The sequence below is a fragment of the Belliella kenyensis genome (assembly GCF_022549675.1).
In the GTDB taxonomy this organism is placed as follows: domain Bacteria; phylum Bacteroidota; class Bacteroidia; order Cytophagales; family Cyclobacteriaceae; genus Belliella; species Belliella kenyensis.
Genome location: NZ_JAKZGR010000011.1, coordinates 127,029 through 145,170 on the forward strand (window position 1 = coordinate 127,029; position 18,142 = coordinate 145,170).

Below are 18,142 nucleotides of genomic sequence, written 5' to 3' on the forward strand. Positions count from 1 at the left end.
TTATAATCTAGTGCTAACTTTTTTGACCATCTGATCTTTCCATGCCGAGAACTCTCCAGACTTGATCTTTTCTCTAGCTTGCCCTACCAACCAAAGATAAAATGCCAAATTATGAATACTCGCTATTTGTGCAGCAAGTATCTCTTTGGCTATCGTCAAATGTCTCAAATATGCTTTGGAATAGAAACTACTTACATAAGAATTGATCCCCGTATCTATTGGACTGAAATCATCCTTCCACTTTTCATTCCTGATATTTATGATTCCTTCAGAGGTGAACAGCATTCCATTCCGTGCATTCCTTGTTGGCATCACGCAGTCAAACATATCTACACCAAGTGCAATCCCTTCTAGAATATTGGCAGGTGTCCCTACACCCATCAAATACCTAGGCTTGTCTTTTGGTAAGATATCCGTCACCATATCTGTCATTTCATACATCATCTCAGCAGGTTCCCCTACTGAAAGACCACCTATGGCATTTCCTTCTCTTTCACAAGAGGCAATAAATTCAGCGGATTGCTTTCTCAAGTCTTTGAAAACAGACCCCTGCACAATCGGAAATAAGGTCTGACTATAGCCATACTTACCTTCTGTCTGATCGAAACGCGCTATGCAGCGCTTCAGCCAGCGGTGAGTCATTTCCATCGAATTTCTAGCATATCCAAATTCACAAGGATAAGGTGTACATTCATCAAATGCCATGATGATATCCGCACCTATGGTGCGCTGTATGTCCATCACCCCCTCTGGAGAAAAAACATGCTTCGATCCATCAATATGCGATTTGAAAACCACACCTTCTTCCGTGATTTTCCTAGTACCTGCCAATGAAAAAACCTGATATCCTCCGCTGTCTGTCAAGATTGGCTTGGACCATCCATTGAATTTGTGCAAACCTCCTGCCTTTTCTAGTACATCCAAACCAGGTCTCAAGTATAAGTGATAGGTATTTCCTAAAATGATCTGAGCCTTGACATCATAAGTAAGTTCACGCTGATGAACGGCTTTCACCGAACCCGCAGTCCCTACTGGCATAAAAATCGGGGTTTCTATATCCCCATGATCAGTTTTTACTATTCCTGCCCTTGCTTTTGACTGAGGATCAGTGTCTGTTAATATAAATTTCATTTCCTAAAGTACAACACTCCAAATTGAATATATGAGCTTGACCGACCTTCAGCCATTCTCAACGCAAAAATATAAGCTTATTATTTAATTGAATGCTGAATTTGCTTTTATATTTGCCTTTCAAAAATCAATCAGGATGGTCAACGGAGTTTTATGGATATTTTTTTTAACAGCCTTTGCTGTTCAATTAATCTATATCCTTTTCATTTTTAGCCGATTGGCTCTTTTCAAAGCTAAGCAAGCCAAAGAAATCACTGAACCGAAAGCAGAAGGAGTCACGGTAGTAATCGCGGCTCATAATGAAAAAGATAATCTAAAAAAGCTCATTCCAATCCTTTGCAATCAAGATTATCCAAACTTTGATATCATGGTCATCAATGACAGGTCGTTTGACGGAACGAGGTCATTGCTTGAGAAAATGATGGCTAGGTATCCACAGATCAGAACTGTAACGGTCAAATACACCCCTGACCATGTGACTTCAAAAAAATATGCTTTGACGCTTGGGATAAAAGTAGCCAAACACGATGTGCTTTTACTCACTGATGCAGATTGCATTCCTGCCTCAGATCAATGGATCAGACAGATGACAGCCCCTGTAAGGGAGCAAGGAAAAACCTTTGCTTTGGGATTTTCGCCATATGAGCATGACAGAGGCTTTCTGAACAAATGGATACAATTCGAAACCCTCTGGACGGCAATTTTGTATTTTTCTTTTGCGCTATGGAAGGCCCCGTTTATGGGGGTAGGAAGAAATTTGTGCTATCGTCGAAGCTTTTTTATGGAGAAAAAGGCATTCAAAGACCTGTGGCAAATCACCTGTGGAGATGATGACTTGTTCATCAACAAATATGCTACTGGTAAAAATACTGCTCTAGTGATTTCTCCTGATAGTATTACTGTTTCTAAACCAAAAAGTACTTGGAAACAGTTTTTTATACAGAAAAAAAGACACTTCTATGCAGGTAAATTTTATAGAGCTAGAGACAAAAATAAAATAGGACTTTATACATTTACCCACCTCCTTTTTTGGATTGTAGGTATTTGTTTGATGATTTTTTTGGCAATTGAAGGAAAATGGGAACAATTTGCCAGCATTCTAGGTATAATTACCGTGAGATCAATGATGCTCACCTGGATATTTACCGCTGCAAGAAGAAATTTGCAGGGGATTCGAAAAGTGTTTTGGCCAATATTTTACGATTTCATTTATCTGGGCTATTTTTGGATCATTGGCAGTATAGGGTATCGTTCAAAAACAGTTAGATGGAAGTAAATTCAAGAGGATTTTCAAACAAGGCATTAGAAGACTTTGATCTAATAGATCAAGCAGTGGAGCAGAAAGATCAGCAAGCCTATGCCACATTGATGAAGCGCTACAAAAAAGCAGTGTACTTCATGATCTTGAAAATGATCCGCGATGCCGATGATGCGGAGGATTTGACTATGGAAGCATTTGCAAAAGCTTTCAAAAATCTCCACAAATTCAAGAAGGATTATACCTTCAGTACTTGGCTTTTCAGGATAGCTACAAACAATACCATTGATTTTATCAGAAAGAAAAAACTGAAGACCATGAGCTTGAACACCACCTTGAGTGATGATGGCGGGAATTCGGTCAATATCGATGTGGAAGATGATGACAACAATCCACAAGATGAGTTTATCAAATCTCAAAGAATCGAGATGGTCAGGGTATTTGTAGATAAGTTGCCTGCCAAGTACCGCAAACTGGTAGAGTTACGCTATTTCCAAGAGTTGTCTTACGATGAGATAGCACAAGAACTTGACAAGCCACTTGGTACTGTCAAAGCGCAGCTTCACAGGTCTCGCGAATTACTTTTCGAGATAGCCTCAGGGAAAGAGAAGCATATTTAATGGTAGAAGCTTCAAAAGTAAGTAGATCGAATTGTTTAGTTGGTCTTATTGGAAAGTGAGGCATAAGGAAAGTTATAAGGTAAATAAGTTGGCAGACTGAGGTATGCAGTTAATTTATGGATTTGAAAGCGATTTGATAAGGATGTATAATTAATTATAGGCTATACCAAGTCATGAGCTTGAGTGATTCAAACTAATTGTTGTTTTAATAAATTTTTATATCTGGTTTTTTAGTTATACATTGAGCATGATTTTTACCGGTATATTCTTTTAAAATATGAAATTAACCCTGTATTCTCTTTTGCTGTTGTTTAGCTTTGGCTGTAAACAAAATATAGATAAACATTTTAAAGTTTCTCCAGATAAAATCATCAATGTAAGTAATCAAATTATTGATATTGAAACTGACTTGCTATTTGCTTATCCAATACCTAAAATTTCTAATAAATATCTTTTTATAATTGATCCTCTGATACCCCAAGAGAAGAAAATTCATGTTTTTGATAAAGTTTCTCTCAAACATATCGGTAGCATTGGCATCACTGGTGAAGGACCTGGAGAACTATCAAATACTGGTGATTTTGCACTTACGCCCAATCAAGAAGATCTATGGATTCCTGATTTTGCTAAATTAAAGCTATTTAAATTCAACATTGACTCTGCCCTAAATAGTGAAGACTACCTTCCTTACTACTCAAATGACTTTGAAAATGATTTTTTTCTATCCGAATTCCAGTTTATAAATGAAAATATTGCAATAGGTAAGGGTATTGAGGTGCTAAGCTCAAATTCCTTTAGGGCTCGTATTGGAAAATGGAATATTCAAACTGGGAAGATTGATAAATTTGGTGAGGAACACCCCTTGCTGTTGAATGAAAGGACTAATGGATACTTTGACTATTCAGAAAAACATAAATTAATGGCATTTGCATACATTAGCCACGACGTTTTGACAGTTTTGGACCCTGATGGAATAATATTATTTAATATTTATGGACCAAAAGAGTTTGACAATGAAAATAGAAAATTACATTTTTTCAGTCAAGTGTTTTTTACTGACAACTACATCATCACATCCTATTTAGGTGATTATGCTTTTGAATTTGACAATAATAAAAATCCAAAAAGTGTACAGCCATCAAAAATCCTAATCTTTAACCTAAATGGCGAATTGGTAAAAGCTTATGAGACTGATTATCAAATTTGGAAATACATTATTGATGAAGAGAATAAACGCATTATTTGCAGTTTTATGGACCGAGAACAACCTTTAGGATATTTCCAATACGATTAAAAGAAGAATTGAAAACAGATTGAACGTAGCACACAGATCCTTTCCTAACCAATGCCTTTTCCTCTATCACAAAAACTCTTGCTAATGAAGCTTTAACTCTTAAATTTTCACTATTTTTAAACATGGAAAAAGAGGAAATCAATCACAAACTGGAGGAACCTTCTGCCGATTATGGTAACTATACCTATGCAGAATACTTGACTTGGCAACTGGACGGAATCGTTGAGCTTATCAAAGGGAAGGTGTTTAGACAGGCTGCTGCACCAAGGGTAAGCCATCAGAGGGTCTCAATGAAAATATCCTCCGCTCTTTTTTCATTCTTAAAAGAAAAAAAATGCGAAGTATTTTCGGCACCCTTTGATGTAAGACTTCCTGTCAAGTCGAGGAAAAATGAAGACATCACTACTGTGGTACAGCCTGATATTTGTGTGGTATGTGATCCTTCCAAATTAGACGACTTGGGCTGTGTAGGTGCTCCAGACCTGATCATCGAAATCCTCTCTCCGGGCAATAACAAGAAGGAAATTCAACACAAATTTGAAGTCTATGAAGAATCTGGAGTAAAAGAATACTGGCTAATTCATCCTAATGAATGTACTCTGATTATCTATAGTTTAGTAGACGGGAAGTATCAAGGGTCACGACTTTTTACATTTGGTGACATCGTCACTTCAGAGGCGGTGGAAGGATTCGAGCTTGTATTGGACGATGTTTTTGAAGGGATATAGTAGTAAGGTAGTATATCTGTAAAAACACCAGTAAACAAATTATATAAAGTATTTTGAAGATTCAGAATTTAATGGATATATGGTTTTACTTGATAGCTCGTTCCATTTTTTGAATTTGATCCAACAGCATTTCTTAATTTAACAGAATTAAATCTCATGAATTAAAAGTGGATAATTGAATAGTAAAGAACTAAATAAGTAAAAAACCTAATTTTTTAAGACATTTTCAGACGAAATATTTTGCATTTAGTCTATATATATTCGAATTGTCAATATTTTTTTTAAAAAAATATTGACTGCTCAGTAAAATCTACTGAGTACAGTTTAAACCAAAACAACTATATCATGTTTTCAAAAATCAAGATTACTTTAGTAGCCTGTATGCTTTTTGTCGCAGGTGGAATGATGATGAGTAGCAATAGTGAAGCTCAGATTAATCCAGACTGCCCGAATGGATGTCTACAGGGTTCAGATGGATGTTTTTGCTTTCAAGAATATCAAGAACTAAGCGAGTTTGATTGGGGTGACTCTGAAGCTCCTGAATAACATTTTATCAATTGTAGTCTATGGAGCTGCATAGACTACAATTTTTTTTCACCATCCCACCAAGCCAATGAAAATTCTATACCTTATTATTTTTGCAACTTTTTTTAGTTGCTCATCAAGAACCCCAGAAAAAAAATTCAACACTGCAGATGTAAAGACAGTATATGTTAGTGATAAAATTATTGACTTTGAAACAGACCAAATTATCAAACGACCACATTTAACGATTCAAGGCGAATATTTTATAGTAACAGACTTATCTACTTTAACAGATAGGGGAATTCTACTTTATAATAAAAATTCACTGGAATATATAACAAGAACTGGTGTAATTGGAGAAGGTCCTGGAGAAATAATAAAATATGGTTTACCTGCAACATCCTACAAAAAAAATGAGTTCTGGATGCCTGACTTTGCAAAACTAAAAATGTTCAAATTTGATATCGATTCTGTAATTTTAGATCCAGAATATAAACCAAATCATTCATTATCTTTTGAGAATGAAAATTTTCTTACAAGGTTTGAAGTAATTTCTGACAGTATAGCTGTAGGAGCAGCTCTTGAAGTTTTGAGTTACAACTCGGCTAGAGTTAGATTGGGGAAATACAACCTAATTTCAGGAAAAACTGAAAAATTCGGATATGAACATCCAAAGCTAAAAAATGAAAAAACTAGAGCGTTTTTTGATTATTCTCATAGTCAAAAACGAATGGCTCTCTCATATGCATTTCATGACCTTATAACTTTATTTGATTTGGAAGGTAACCTAATTTGCAATATTCTTGGAACAAAAGAGTTCGATAATGAGAATGGGAAACTCGCCTTTTTTAGCCAAGTTAAAATAACCGATAAATATATCATTGCATCATATAGAAATAAGCCAAAGTTTAGATTTGACGAAAACAAACGACCAATTAGTAATGGAAGCGAGATCTTATTATTTTTCGATCTCAAAGGTAATTTAATAAAAGTACTTGATACAGGACACGAAATAGATTACTTTGTTGCAGATGAAGAAAACAATCTTATTTTCTGTTCTTTTCTAAACAGAGAGGTACCAATAGGATATTTTCATTATGATTAGGTATATAATCAACAAAGCGATAGTTTTATTTTTAGTATTAGGCTTTGCCATGCTTGCTTGCAAAAGACAAAATGATAAAGACACCAATTCCGTTTCCGAAGATCGTTCTGTGGAATTCAACGAAAGTCTATTGCTCATGATAAATGGCAAACTGTACGATCCTGACTCAGTTTTGATCAATACCATCCACAAAAAGAAAATCGTCTCCATCGTCGATGGTGTTTGTATGAAATGTGTAATAAATGACCTCAATCAAGCCGATCTCATGTTTAGAGAAATCACCAAAGAGAATACTCTTGCTCAAACAATTTATGTATTGAATGTACCTCCAGCCGATTCAGCTTATTTTCTTAGGCATTTTGAGCCATCTATTGATGTGAAGGGTTTGATGCTTTGGGATCACGGATATACTTTCGAAAACACCAATGATTTGCTCACTGCTGATAGAAATCTCCGTACCTTTTTACTTGACGAAAATAATTTCATCAAATTCTTTGGTCATCCACTCTATAACTCAAAATTGATTGAAAAATACAAAAGTGAATTAATCATAGATTGAACGAAACACACAGATTCTTCCCCAATCAATGCCTCTTCCTTCATCACAAAAACTCTTGAAAATGAAGCTTTAACTCTTAAATTTTCACTATTTTTAATCATGGAAAATGAGGAAATCAATCACAAACTGGAGGAGCCTTCTGCCGATTATGGTAACTATACCTATGCAGAATACCTGACCTGGCAACTAGACGGAATGGTCGAGTTGATCAAAGGGAAGGTTTTTAAACAGGCCGCTGCTCCAAGGGTAAGCCATCAGCGGGTTTCGGGGAGGCTTTTTTCAAAGCTATTTACTCACTTAGATCAAAAAAAATGCGAAGTCTTTTCGGCACCCTTTGATGTAAGACTTCCTGTCAAGTCAAGAAAAAATGAAGACATCACTACTGTGGTACAGCCTGATATTTGTGTGGTATGTGATCCTTCCAAATTAGACGACCTAGGCTGTGTAGGTGCTCCAGACCTGGTCATCGAAATCCTCTCTCCGGGCAATAACAAGAAGGAAATTCAACATAAATTTGAAGTCTATGAAGAATCTGGGGTAAAAGAATACTGGCTAATTCATCCTAATGAATGTACTCTGATTATCTATAGTTTAGTAGACGGTAAGTATCAAGGGTCACGACTTTTTACATTTGGTGACATCGTCACTTCAGAGGCGGTGGAAGGATTCGAGCTTGTATTGGACGATGTTTTTGAAGGGATATAGTAGTAAATGTTTAAATATAAAGCTTCTTATCTTTGATATACTCTTCTACTTTTTCAGGAAGTAGGTATTTGATTGATTTGCCAGCTTCTATAGTGGATCTGACAAAAGTCGCAGAGATATCCATCATAGGTGCTGACACAAACCTTACGTTGGGGTGCTCAAAAGTCGGATCAACTCCAGGCCTAGGATATACATAAAGACCAAAATGCTCTAGTATCTGCTCATGATTTTTCCACTTGTGGAAATGCTGCAAGTTATCCCCACCGACGATCAGCCTAAACTCATGGTTTGGAAACTTCTCAGATAGTAAAGTAAGTGTGTCTATGGTATAACTAGGCTTAGGCATGTGAAACTCAACATCAGAGGCCTTAAAAAAGAAATGATCGGCAATGGCGAGCTCTACCATCTTTAGCCGATCAAATTCATGGAGCAATGTCTTTCTAGCTTTGAAGGGGTTCTGTGGGCTTACCACAAACCACACTTCGTCCAGATCTGTCTGATCCTGCATCACATTGGCAATGATCAGATGTCCTACGTGAATAGGATTAAAAGATCCGAAAAAAAGTCCAATTTTCAAATTTATTTCTTTAAGAATTCTCCGACCAATGATTCTGCTTCAGCAAAGGATTTGTGCATATCATCATTGATGATACTCACGTCAAATTTATTCTCAAAACCCATCTCAAATTTTGCTTTGTACAATCTTCTGGACAAGCTTTCTTCTGATTCTGTTCCTCTATCTTTTAGTCTCTCTGTCAATACATCCATGGATGGTACTTTGACAAAAATCGCTAAAGCCTGATCTCCAAAATATTTCTTCAAGTTCAAGCCTCCTTTGACATCTACATCAAATATAACATGCTTACCAGAATCCCAAATGCGCTGTATTTCCTCTTTGAGAGTCCCATAAAAATTTCCCTCATACACTTCCTCCCATTCAATAAATGCGTCTTTGTCAATTTTTTCTTTGAACTCATCTGGACTTAGAAAGTAATAATCCTTACCGTTTTGCTCTGCTCTACCTCGCTTGTCTCTCGTACATGCTGATATAGAAAAACCCAGCTGTGGATATTTCCCAATCAAATGTCTAACGATTGTGGTCTTACCTGAACCTGAAGGTGCCGAAAAAATGATTGCTTTGCCTGATGACATGGTTTGAGTTTTGGAATATAATAGGTGGAAAATTACTTGTTGGAGCATTATTCACACTTATATGGTTATAACCTAGGTGAATAAGTTTTCTTTTGTATTGAAATACATGTAAGTAGTAAGTAAACTTACATCATTTTATCTCTTCAATCTTTTGTCTAATGTTAGCTACTAGTTCTGAAGGAACTTCATGTTTGGTACATTTGTTCCTCAGCACTTCTTTGATAGCTTGCTCAAGGTGAAAATGTTCAAAGCAGGGTTGGCACTTAGCAAGCTTTGATTTTAATATTTCTTGTGAATCGGGGACATTATTCCCATCAAGAATGCTTTCCAGCAACTGAAAGCACTTGCTCACATCTGAGCATTGCAATTTCCTTTCACCTGATCCTTCCAAACTATTTTCCATTGTACTATATTCTTGAGTAATCTATTATTTCTTTTTATTCTGGACTATCCTTCTTCGTCCGTATTGTATCCCATATTTTGAGCATATGAACGTAACTTCTCCTTCAATAAGTTCCTAGCTCTATGTAACCTAGACCTGACCGTCCCTATGGGAATGTCTAGAATCTTAGCCATCTCTTCATATGTAAACCCTTCTAGGTCACATAAAATGATTACTGTTCTAAAATCCACGGCAAGACTATTTAGAGCATTTGAAATCTCATCTCCGAGCATATCCTTTACAGAATCTACCCTTAGATCAGATGTCATGCTATAGTCAACATCATCAGAGTTGTAATAAGTTTCAACTTCCTGATAATCTACCTTTGAAGGCTGCTTGCTCTTCTTTCTATAATCGTTGATAAAGCTGTTTTTCAATATCCTGAACAACCAAGCTTTGGCATTGGTACCTTGTTCAAAGGAATTGATAAATCGGTAAGCTTTGAGGTAAGTATCTTGCACCAAGTCTTTGGCATCATCTTCATCGAAGGTGAGCCTGTAGCCAAAATTATACATAGAATCAATGTGAGGCATGAATTCCCCATCAAAGATCTTGTTCTTCTCTTGCTCGGTATATTTTTTTCGCTGTACTTCAGACATAAGATTCAAAAGTAATCATTGATGCAAATTTTAGCTAATTTTTTTTTGATAAAGTGGCAATTGAATCTTTTGAATTCCACCATAGAAGTGTATAATTTCCACATGCTACATTCTATTAAACTGAGTTTTAGCATTCATCTGTGGTATATTGCAACATAATTTTATTTCAATGTGTATGGATTGATAATAAGATATGTTGATATTTGCCAACCAAGTAGAAAAACCAACTTTTAATCTAAAAAACAGCTTAGAAAAAAGATAGTTTCCTATGTCCATCATATGGAAAGAAACCATTACCAAAGGGAAAAAGTTGCTACTGTAAAGAAATAAGTAAAAAGTATAAATTTTGATAAACAACCTACCTTTTGTCATTCGGTTCTATGATTTACTGATACGAGCAGTAAAAACCCCCATAATTCGGAAATAATGATAGTCATAAAATTAATTTCATACTTACCCTTAAACATTTTGTATTTTTTTTCAGACTTATTGTATTTGATAGGTTACTATCTGGTTGGGTATAGAAAAGAAATCATCAGAGAGAATTTAAAGCATGCATTTCCTGAAAAGTCTAAAAAAGAAAGGCTTGCAATAGAGAGGAAGTTTTTTAGAAATCTAACAGATTCATTTGCAGAAATCATCAAAATGTACACCATTTCGAAGTCAGCTCTTGACAAAAGGGTGAAAATTCAAAACGCCCACATCCCATTAGATTTGATTGCCAAGGGTGAAGTAGTCATTGGTATGACAGGTCATTTTTTTAATTGGGAGATGCATTTGTTACAAATGATGGCCAACATCAGCACACAATGTGAAGTCGTGTATCTGAAAGTAAACAATCCATTTTTTGAGAAATTAATGAAAACTATTAGAGGAAGGTTTGGTGGTTTATTGGTCGAGAGGAGTGAATTTCAAAGGGAGTACCTTCGAAATAGAAATAAGCCAAGGATGATTGTGTTGGCTGCGGATCAACGTCCGACAAGGGCTGAAGTAAGATATTGGGCACCATTCATGAATCGAGAAACAATTTTTTTTGAAGGTGCTGAAAAACTTGCTAAGAGGTTCAATCACAGCGTGATTTACTCAGATGTCCAAAAACCAAAACGTGGTCATTACATATTCACTTACAGCTTGATATGTGAGCCTCCCTACCAAGATAGTAGAGAACATAGCATTACAGATGCCTTTATAAGCAGGACTGAAAAGACCATAAAAGAAAACCCGAGTCTCTACTTGTGGAGTCACAACAGGTGGAAAATCAGCAAATAATTAAATTTAGCTTAATTGATTTCTTGCATCCTCGACAGAATCGTAAACGGTAAATATGTTATTTAGCTTTGTGATGATCAGAAGTTTTTTGACATGTTCTGAAGGGGATGTGAGGTAAACTTCACCTCCTGCATTCCGCATTTTAGTGAGCATTGTGATCAATACACCTATTCCGCTTGAAGAAATGTATCTTACATCTTTGAGATCTACGACGAAGTTGTGCACTTTATCGTTCACTGCGTCAGTTACCACTTCGACTAATTTAGGACCTACCTCATCCCCTATCAAGTCACCTTGTATGTGAAGAACTTGAAAATTACTTTCTTTGACTAATTGATACTTTAACTTCATACCTATACTTTATTTTCGCACTGTTCTTTGGTACAATTCCCATACAAGATCAAAGAATGATGCAAAACTTTGAAGTCTAGTACTTCACCTACTGTATTTTGAATATTTTGAATCCTAGGATCACAAAACTCCTTGACCTGATTACAATCTACGCAAATCAAATGATCATGTTGCTTGTACCCATATGATTTTTCATATTGCGCTAGGTTCTTTCCAAATTGGTGCTTTGTAACTAAATCACACTCTACCAAAAGGTCAAGTGTATTATACACGGTAGCTCTACTTACACGATAATTCTTGTTTTTCATGCTGATATACAGTGACTCAACATCAAAATGCCCCCCTCTTCCATATATTTCTTCTAATATTGCGTAGCGCTCAGGAGTCTTGCGTAGCTTTTTATTTTCAAGATACGCTGTAAATATTTTTCTTACCTCTTCAAACAAGGTCTCATTTAGGGCCATTCCTCTTCCTTTTTTTCAAATATAACTGATCTTATTTAGAAATGATTCAAATAATACCAAAACCAATTTAGCATCAATAATCAAATCTGGTAATTTTGATAATACCCTCAACTTTGCTCAAGTTCCCAACAAGTTTTTCTAAATGCTGTGTACTATGAACATAAAGCTTGATCGTACCTTCAAATATCCCTGCATCAGAATCTACGGTGATAGAGCGCATATTTACTTTCAACTCATTTGAGATCACCTTGGTCACATCATTGATCAGACCTACCCTATCAGTACCCACTATTCTTAATCCCGCCAAAAAAGCAATCTCTTGCTGGCTTGTCCATTTAGCTTTAATTACCCTGTTGCCATGATTTGAAAGCAGCTCTAGGGCATTTGGACATGATGTTCGATGGATCTTGATCCCTTCATTTACGGTAACAAAGCCGAATACATCATCTCCTGGGATAGGGTTACAACATTTGGCAAGAATATAATCAACCACATCCATATCCTCCCCTATGAGAAGCTGATCATGGTCGGGTCCTTTGAGGCTTTTAAGTTGCTTGGTAAATGATGACTCGTCCTTGACTACTTCTAAGGTAGGTTTACTTTTTTGTCTCTTATCATCTTTGAAGTCTTTGAACCCTTTGATGGAGGTAGATTCAATTATTCCCTTTCCTACTTTATAATAGAATTCGTTTGCTGTTTTGGTTTCAAAAAAAGCCCTAAGCTGCTCTACCGTTTCAGAATTGAAGTCAAGCTTCATTTGCTTTAGCTTTCTCTGCACGATCTCTCTTCCATCCAAAATCGATGAACGCTTCTCTTCACGCAATGCATCCTTGATCTTTGCTTTTGCGCGAGATGTCACGACCACATTAAGCCAATCCTCAGTAGGTTTCTGTTTATTGGAAGTTAGAATTTCTACCTGGTCACCATTTTTAAGCTTGTGATTAATGGAAACTAGCTTTTGGTTTACTTTGGCACCGATACACTTTGCTCCTACCTCGGTATGAATTTCAAAAGCAAAATCAAGTGCAGTAGATCCAAATGGCATCACTTTTAAGTCTCCTTTTGGTGTAAACACGAAAACTTCATCATGAAATAAGTTGCCTCTAAAATCATCCATAAACTCAATAGCAGAGCCATCATTTGATTCCAAGAGGGTACGAACTTGTGTGATCCAATCGTCTAAACCAGTGGAAGGCTTAGCCATAGCCGCATCCCGATCTTTATATTTCCAATGCGCTGCATAACCCCTTTCGGCAATATCATCCATCCGCTGAGTTCTGATCTGCACCTCTACCCATTGACCAGTATTGCTCATTACGGTAGTGTGAAGCGACTCGTAGCCATTGGATCTTGGAGTACTGATCCAATCCCTCAATCGATCTGGATTAGGTCTATAAAAGTCTGTGACAACAGAATACACTTGCCAGCAATCCGCCTTTTCATTTTCAAGATCACAGTTTAGTATGATTCTGATAGCAAAAAGATCATATACCTCTTCAAAAGGTATATTCTGCTTTTTCATCTTATTGTATATACTATAAATAGATTTAGGTCTTCCTTTGATAGAAAAGTCAAAACCCTGATCCTTGAGTTCTTCTTCTATTGGAGAAATAAAAGTCTTGATAAATTTATTTCTAGAAAGCCTTGTCTCGTTGATTTTCTCAACGATAAAGGTATAAGTATCAGATTCAGTATATTTCAGATAAAGGTCTTCTAGCTCAGATTTGATAGTATACAAGCCCAATCTGTGCGCTAAAGGCGCATACAGATACATGGTCTCGGAAGCAATCTTAAGCTGCTTATGCCTAGGCATACTACCTAAAGTCCTCATATTGTTGAGTCTATCGGCAATTTTGATAAGAATCACCCTGACATCATCGGATAAGGTGAGCAACATTTTTCTGAAATTCTCTGCTTGCTGCGAAGAACCATAATCAAATACACCTGAGATTTTGGTAAGACCGTCAATGATTTGAGCTACTTTGACACCGAACTCTCTTTCAATATCCTCCAGCTCCCATTCAGTATCTTCTACGACATCATGCAGCAATGCAGCCACTATACTCGTGGGCCCAAGACCAATTTCTTCTACGCAAACTAATGCTACTTCAAGAGGATGATAGATGTATGGCTCACCAGACTTGCGCCTCATCTCTTTGTGAGCATCATTGGACACATTAAACGCCTTTTTGATCACCTTTGCATCACCTGGCTTGAGCAGCGGTTTTGCCAATCTAAGCAACTTCCTATATCGCTTCAGTATCTCTTTTCTTTCTTCTTCTAGATCGACTTGTATCATATATTCGAAGGTAAAAACAATTCCAAAATAATGTCAAATGGCGTTGAAATATTTTTTTTCAAAATTTTTAGATTTTTTTCCTGTTGATGTTTGCAAATTCAATTAGCCTTATTACCTTTGCATCCACATTAGATAAGCGGATGTGGCGAAATTGGTAGACGCACTAGACTTAGGATCTAGCGCCGCGAGGCATGGGGGTTCGAGTCCCTCTATCCGCACGTTTTCAGACCCTCAATCACGGTTCCGATTTCGAAATAGCTACGGCTCTTCGAAAGGAGAATAGAGATTGAGGGTTTTTAGTTAAACACAAATCAAAATCAATACACCTTGGAAATCACATTAGACAAGCATTCAGCAAATCAAGCTTCGGTTAAAATTACACTAAATGAAGCAGATTATCAACCTAAGGTTGATGCGAAAGTTAAAGAATACGCAAGGAAAGCTAATATAAAAGGCTTTAGACCAGGCAAGGCACCCATAGCAATGGTAAAAAAACTATACGGTACTTCTGTATTGGTTGATGAAATCAATGGATTGCTTTCTTCATCTTTGAATGATTATCTAAAATCACAGACTTTTAGAATACTCGGGGATCCTCTTCCTGTAATCGAAGATGCTGACAAAATTGATTGGGCGAATCAAAAAGATTTTGAATTTGAGTACAAAATTGGTTTTGTAGACAATTTGGACATCAATTTCGACAAGTCTCTCAATGCTACGAGCTATTCTCTAGAAGTAGATCAAGCAACTATCGATGATGCTGTAGCAAATTTGAAAAGACAATATGGCTCAATGACCAACCCTGAAGAAAGCCAAGAAGGTGACTTCATATATGGAGATCTTAAAGAAGTCGATGGTGATTTCGAAAAAACGTTCTCATTACCACTTTCAAAAGTAGATGGAAGGTCTTTGAAAAAATTCATTGGTCTTAAAAAAGGAGACATTGTAGAATTTGATCCTTCGAAATCTATCAAAGAAGATCTTGCAGAAACTGTAGGTGTATCAGAAGAAGAGGTAGAAAAGCTATCTGGAAAATTCACATTTATCGTACAGAACATCAACAGAACTGAAGATGCGGAATTGAACCAAGAGTTTTTTGACAAAGTGTTCGGTCCAGGTCAAGTAGATTCGGAAGCAGCTTTTATGGAAAAAGTAAAAGCTATCATGAATGACAACTACAACAGGGAGGTTAAAGTATTCAGCGACGAAAAGATCAAAGACACTTTAATAGACAGCGTGAAGATAGAGCTACCTGAAGACTTCTTGAAAGAGTGGCTTTTGAGAGCTAATGAAGGGAAAGTAACCTCAGAACAAGTTGAAAAAGAATACCCTATCTATGCAAAGCAACTACAATGGACAATCATTTCTAATGAAATCGCCAAGAAAAATGAAATAAAAGCTGAGCATGAAGAAGTAATTGAGAAAACCAAAGAAATGATCAGAGAGCAATTTGCTTCATCAGGAATGGGTGCTCAGCTTGAAAACAGCATGGATATGTTTGTAGACAATTATCTCCAAGGCAATGAAGGCCAGAACTACATGCAAATGCTGACATCAGTACAAAACGAAAAAGTATTGGCTCATGTCAAAGAAAATATAGATCTAACTGAGGAAGTTATCTCAATTGACAAGTTCAAAGAGTTAATAGAAAACTAATTCAGAAATAAAATCGTTTAGAAAAAGTCCTTCATTAAGTAAGGGCTTTTTTTATTTTTGCAAACGACTAAACAAAATCAATATGTTTAACAAAGACGAATTCAGAAAGTACGCAGTACATCATCAAGGCATCAGTGGAAATGCATTTGATCAATACGATACATTTATCAATGGCATGACCAGATCGGTAATCGAAGAGAGACCGACCAACTTTCGAGAGATTGATGTTTTTTCTAGGTTGATCATGGATAGAATCATCTTCTTGGGTACGCAAGTGGATGATTTTATTGCGAACATCATCACTGCACAGTTACTTTTCTTAGAATCAACAGATCCTAAGAAAGACGTCCTTCTGTACATCAACAGTCCAGGAGGTTCAGTGACTGCAGGACTTGGCATCTATGACACCATGCAGTACATCAATCCAGATGTAGCTACAATCTGTACTGGTATCGCAGCTTCAATGGGAGCCGTATTGCTATCTGGAGGTGCCAAAGACAAGAGGTCAGCCCTACAGCACTCAAGAGTAATGATCCACCAGCCTTCCGGCGGTATGCAAGGCCAATCTAAGGATATGGAAATCTCCTTGAAACTGATCTTATCCATGAAGCAAGAGCTGTATGAAATCCTTGCACAGCATACTGGCAAGACTTTTGACGAAATAGAACGTGATTCTGATAGAGATTATTGGATGAAAGCTCCTGAAGCTAAGGAGTATGGATTGATAGACGAAGTATTGACAAGAAAGAAGTAAAAAAATGGCTCAAGTAACATGTTCCTTTTGTGGTAGAAACAAAAAAGATGTAGATCTGATGGTATCAGGAATCTCCGCTCATATCTGTAATTTCTGCATTGATCAGGCTTTTCAGATTTTGGGTGAAGAAGAGAAAACCAAAAAGACTAAGACATCTCAGAAATTCAAGCTAAAAAAACCGAAGGAACTAAACCAGTATCTTGATCAATATGTAATCGGACAACAAGATGCAAAAAAAGTACTGACTGTAGCTGTATACAACCATTACAAGAGGCTACAGCAAAAACCTGATGCTGATGAGATCAAGATAGAAAAATCTAACATCATCATGGTCGGAGAAACAGGTACAGGCAAGACCTATTTGGCAAAAACTTTAGCCAAGACTCTTGAAGTACCCTTTTGCATTGCTGATGCAACTGTATTGACTGAGGCAGGTTATGTGGGAGAAGATGTAGAAAGTATATTGACTCGACTCCTTCAAGCGGCTGATTACAATGTAGAGGCCGCAGAAAGAGGTATCGTGTACATAGACGAAATCGATAAAATCGCTAGAAAATCAGACAACCCATCTATCACTAGGGATGTAAGTGGAGAAGGCGTGCAGCAAGCGCTTCTAAAACTCCTTGAAGGTACTGTGGTAAACGTACCACCTCAAGGCGGTCGTAAGCATCCGGATCAAAAAATGATAGCTGTCAACACAGAAAATATTCTATTCATCTGTGGAGGAGCATTTGATGGAATCAGCAGACATATCGCACGTAGACTGAATACACAGCCTTTAGGTTTTGCTAAGCAAGAAGAGAAGGCACATGCTGATCGAGACAATCTACTTCAATATGTAACTGCACAAGACTTGAAGTCTTTCGGTTTAATTCCAGAATTGATTGGGAGGTTACCTGTAGTTACACATTTAGATCCTTTGGACAAAGATGCCTTGAAAAGCATCTTGACAGAGCCTAAAAATGCACTAACAAAGCAATACAAAAAGCTAATGGAGATGGAAGATGTCTCTTTGATGTTTGACGAAAGTGGTATTGACTACATTGTGGAAAAAGCCATGGAATACAACTTAGGCGCAAGGGGGCTAAGGTCTATTTGCGAGGCCATTGTAACTGATGCCATGTATGAGTTACCTTCCCTTGAAGGAAAAAAAGAGCTTGTAATTGACGCTAAATATGCAAGCGCGCAATTTGACAAGTCTAAATTCAAAAAGTTACAAGTAGCTTAAAAT

Annotated in this window: 20 protein-coding genes and 1 tRNA gene; 13 read left to right on the forward strand and 8 right to left on the reverse strand. The window is 36.8% G+C overall.

The features are described from left to right. Positions 1-1,131, reverse strand: a complete 1,131-nt coding sequence (tgt, locus tag MM214_RS12790; RefSeq protein WP_241296023.1) for a tRNA guanosine(34) transglycosylase Tgt — start codon at positions 1,129-1,131, stop codon at positions 1-3. 136 nt (positions 1,132-1,267) lie between these two features. Here tgt and MM214_RS12795 point away from each other — a divergent pair, with 136 nt between their 5' ends. From MM214_RS12795 to MM214_RS12830, 8 genes are all read left to right on the forward strand, one after another. Further along, positions 1,268-2,407 carry a glycosyltransferase gene (locus MM214_RS12795; protein WP_241296024.1) on the forward strand — a complete coding sequence of 380 codons (1,140 nt, stop codon included), beginning with the start codon at positions 1,268-1,270 and terminating at the stop codon, positions 2,405-2,407. Beyond that, a complete protein-coding gene (locus MM214_RS12800) occupies positions 2,398-3,009 on the forward strand; it encodes an RNA polymerase sigma factor (protein ID WP_241296025.1) in 612 nt (203 codons plus the stop codon). Before MM214_RS12795 ends, MM214_RS12800 begins: the two co-directional genes overlap by 10 nt. Positions 3,010-3,286: 277 nt before the next feature. Beyond that, positions 3,287-4,303, forward strand: coding sequence for a BF3164 family lipoprotein (locus tag MM214_RS12805; RefSeq protein ID WP_241296026.1), 1,017 nt, complete (start codon positions 3,287-3,289; stop codon positions 4,301-4,303). 122 nt (positions 4,304-4,425) lie between these two features. Continuing rightward, on the forward strand, positions 4,426-5,031 hold the full coding sequence (locus MM214_RS12810) for a Uma2 family endonuclease (protein WP_241296027.1): 606 nt from the start codon (positions 4,426-4,428) through the stop codon (positions 5,029-5,031). A 345-nt stretch (positions 5,032-5,376) separates the two neighbouring features. Further along, a complete protein-coding gene (locus MM214_RS12815; protein WP_241296028.1) occupies positions 5,377-5,577 on the forward strand; it encodes a hypothetical protein in 201 nt (66 codons plus the stop codon). Between the two features lie 67 nt (positions 5,578-5,644). Beyond that, positions 5,645-6,661: a BF3164 family lipoprotein gene (locus MM214_RS12820; RefSeq protein WP_241296029.1), complete on the forward strand. Its 1,017-nt coding sequence runs from the start codon at positions 5,645-5,647 to the stop codon at positions 6,659-6,661. Next, entirely contained in the window at positions 6,654-7,220 is a 567-nt protein-coding gene (locus MM214_RS12825; protein WP_241296030.1) for a hypothetical protein, read from the forward strand. Before MM214_RS12820 ends, MM214_RS12825 begins: the two co-directional genes overlap by 8 nt. Before the next feature lie 99 nt (positions 7,221-7,319). After that, positions 7,320-7,925: a Uma2 family endonuclease gene (locus MM214_RS12830; RefSeq protein WP_241296031.1), complete on the forward strand. Its 606-nt coding sequence runs from the start codon at positions 7,320-7,322 to the stop codon at positions 7,923-7,925. Positions 7,926-7,935: 10 nt separating this feature from the next. On the opposite strand, the gene nadD is transcribed toward MM214_RS12830, so the two are convergent. The 4 genes from nadD to MM214_RS12850 form a co-directional block, all read right to left on the reverse strand. Continuing rightward, complete coding sequence (gene nadD / locus MM214_RS12835) at positions 7,936-8,502, reverse strand: nicotinate (nicotinamide) nucleotide adenylyltransferase (protein WP_241296032.1); 567 nt, start codon at positions 8,500-8,502, stop codon at positions 7,936-7,938. Positions 8,503-8,504: 2 nt separating this feature from the next. Next, entirely contained in the window at positions 8,505-9,077 is a 573-nt protein-coding gene (gene gmk / locus MM214_RS12840) for a guanylate kinase (protein WP_241296033.1), read from the reverse strand. 130 nt (positions 9,078-9,207) lie between these two features. Then, positions 9,208-9,480: an anti-sigma factor gene (locus MM214_RS12845; protein ID WP_241296034.1), complete on the reverse strand. Its 273-nt coding sequence runs from the start codon at positions 9,478-9,480 to the stop codon at positions 9,208-9,210. A 44-nt stretch (positions 9,481-9,524) separates the two neighbouring features. After that, a complete protein-coding gene (locus MM214_RS12850; RefSeq protein WP_241296035.1) occupies positions 9,525-10,118 on the reverse strand; it encodes a sigma-70 family RNA polymerase sigma factor in 594 nt (197 codons plus the stop codon). A 426-nt stretch (positions 10,119-10,544) separates the two neighbouring features. Here MM214_RS12850 and MM214_RS12855 point away from each other — a divergent pair, with 426 nt between their 5' ends. After that, entirely contained in the window at positions 10,545-11,387 is an 843-nt protein-coding gene (locus MM214_RS12855; RefSeq protein ID WP_241296036.1) for a lysophospholipid acyltransferase family protein, read from the forward strand. A gap of 6 nt (positions 11,388-11,393) precedes the next feature. Here the strand turns inward: MM214_RS12855 and MM214_RS12860 are convergent, their stop codons facing one another. The 3 genes from MM214_RS12860 to MM214_RS12870 form a co-directional block, all read right to left on the reverse strand. Further along, complete coding sequence (locus MM214_RS12860) at positions 11,394-11,738, reverse strand: STAS domain-containing protein (protein ID WP_241296037.1); 345 nt, start codon at positions 11,736-11,738, stop codon at positions 11,394-11,396. Positions 11,739-11,740: 2 nt separating this feature from the next. Continuing rightward, entirely contained in the window at positions 11,741-12,202 is a 462-nt protein-coding gene (locus tag MM214_RS12865) for a Fur family transcriptional regulator (protein WP_241296038.1), read from the reverse strand. Between the two features lie 73 nt (positions 12,203-12,275). Next, positions 12,276-14,501 carry a RelA/SpoT family protein gene (locus MM214_RS12870; RefSeq protein ID WP_241296039.1) on the reverse strand — a complete coding sequence of 742 codons (2,226 nt, stop codon included), beginning with the start codon at positions 14,499-14,501 and terminating at the stop codon, positions 12,276-12,278. A gap of 136 nt (positions 14,502-14,637) precedes the next feature. On the opposite strand from MM214_RS12870, the gene MM214_RS12875 reads away from it, so the two are divergent. From MM214_RS12875 to clpX, 4 genes are all read left to right on the forward strand, one after another. Then, positions 14,638-14,719 (forward strand) — tRNA-Leu (locus tag MM214_RS12875). Positions 14,720-14,828: 109 nt separating this feature from the next. Then, positions 14,829-16,157, forward strand: a complete 1,329-nt coding sequence (gene tig, locus MM214_RS12880; protein WP_241296040.1) for a trigger factor — start codon at positions 14,829-14,831, stop codon at positions 16,155-16,157. A gap of 82 nt (positions 16,158-16,239) precedes the next feature. After that, complete coding sequence (locus tag MM214_RS12885; RefSeq protein WP_262916633.1) at positions 16,240-16,911, forward strand: ClpP family protease; 672 nt, start codon at positions 16,240-16,242, stop codon at positions 16,909-16,911. A 4-nt stretch (positions 16,912-16,915) separates the two neighbouring features. Continuing rightward, positions 16,916-18,139, forward strand: coding sequence for an ATP-dependent Clp protease ATP-binding subunit ClpX (gene clpX, locus MM214_RS12890; RefSeq protein ID WP_241296041.1), 1,224 nt, complete (start codon positions 16,916-16,918; stop codon positions 18,137-18,139). Positions 18,140-18,142: the final 3 nt, after the last annotated feature.

Bases quoted from the DNA above. Each gene is read 5' to 3' on its own strand.
- tgt (WP_241296023.1), bottom strand. From the start codon at position 1,131: ATGAAATTTATATTAACAGACACTGATCCTCAGTCAAAAGCAAGGGCA.
- MM214_RS12795 (WP_241296024.1), top strand. From the start codon at position 1,268: ATGGTCAACGGAGTTTTATGGATATTTTTTTTAACAGCCTTTGCTGTT.
- MM214_RS12800 (WP_241296025.1), top strand. From the start codon at position 2,398: ATGGAAGTAAATTCAAGAGGATTTTCAAACAAGGCATTAGAAGACTTT.
- MM214_RS12805 (WP_241296026.1), top strand. From the start codon at position 3,287: ATGAAATTAACCCTGTATTCTCTTTTGCTGTTGTTTAGCTTTGGCTGT.
- MM214_RS12810 (WP_241296027.1), top strand. From the start codon at position 4,426: ATGGAAAAAGAGGAAATCAATCACAAACTGGAGGAACCTTCTGCCGAT.
- MM214_RS12815 (WP_241296028.1), top strand. From the start codon at position 5,377: ATGTTTTCAAAAATCAAGATTACTTTAGTAGCCTGTATGCTTTTTGTC.
- MM214_RS12820 (WP_241296029.1), top strand. From the start codon at position 5,645: ATGAAAATTCTATACCTTATTATTTTTGCAACTTTTTTTAGTTGCTCA.
- MM214_RS12825 (WP_241296030.1), top strand. From the start codon at position 6,654: ATGATTAGGTATATAATCAACAAAGCGATAGTTTTATTTTTAGTATTA.
- MM214_RS12830 (WP_241296031.1), top strand. From the start codon at position 7,320: ATGGAAAATGAGGAAATCAATCACAAACTGGAGGAGCCTTCTGCCGAT.
- gmk (WP_241296033.1), bottom strand. From the start codon at position 9,077: ATGTCATCAGGCAAAGCAATCATTTTTTCGGCACCTTCAGGTTCAGGT.
- MM214_RS12845 (WP_241296034.1), bottom strand. From the start codon at position 9,480: ATGGAAAATAGTTTGGAAGGATCAGGTGAAAGGAAATTGCAATGCTCA.
- MM214_RS12850 (WP_241296035.1), bottom strand. From the start codon at position 10,118: ATGTCTGAAGTACAGCGAAAAAAATATACCGAGCAAGAGAAGAACAAG.
- MM214_RS12855 (WP_241296036.1), top strand. From the start codon at position 10,545: ATGATAGTCATAAAATTAATTTCATACTTACCCTTAAACATTTTGTAT.
- MM214_RS12860 (WP_241296037.1), bottom strand. From the start codon at position 11,738: ATGAAGTTAAAGTATCAATTAGTCAAAGAAAGTAATTTTCAAGTTCTT.
- MM214_RS12865 (WP_241296038.1), bottom strand. From the start codon at position 12,202: ATGGCCCTAAATGAGACCTTGTTTGAAGAGGTAAGAAAAATATTTACA.
- MM214_RS12870 (WP_241296039.1), bottom strand. From the start codon at position 14,501: ATGATACAAGTCGATCTAGAAGAAGAAAGAAAAGAGATACTGAAGCGA.
- MM214_RS12885 (WP_262916633.1), top strand. From the start codon at position 16,240: ATGTTTAACAAAGACGAATTCAGAAAGTACGCAGTACATCATCAAGGC.
- clpX (WP_241296041.1), top strand. From the start codon at position 16,916: ATGGCTCAAGTAACATGTTCCTTTTGTGGTAGAAACAAAAAAGATGTA.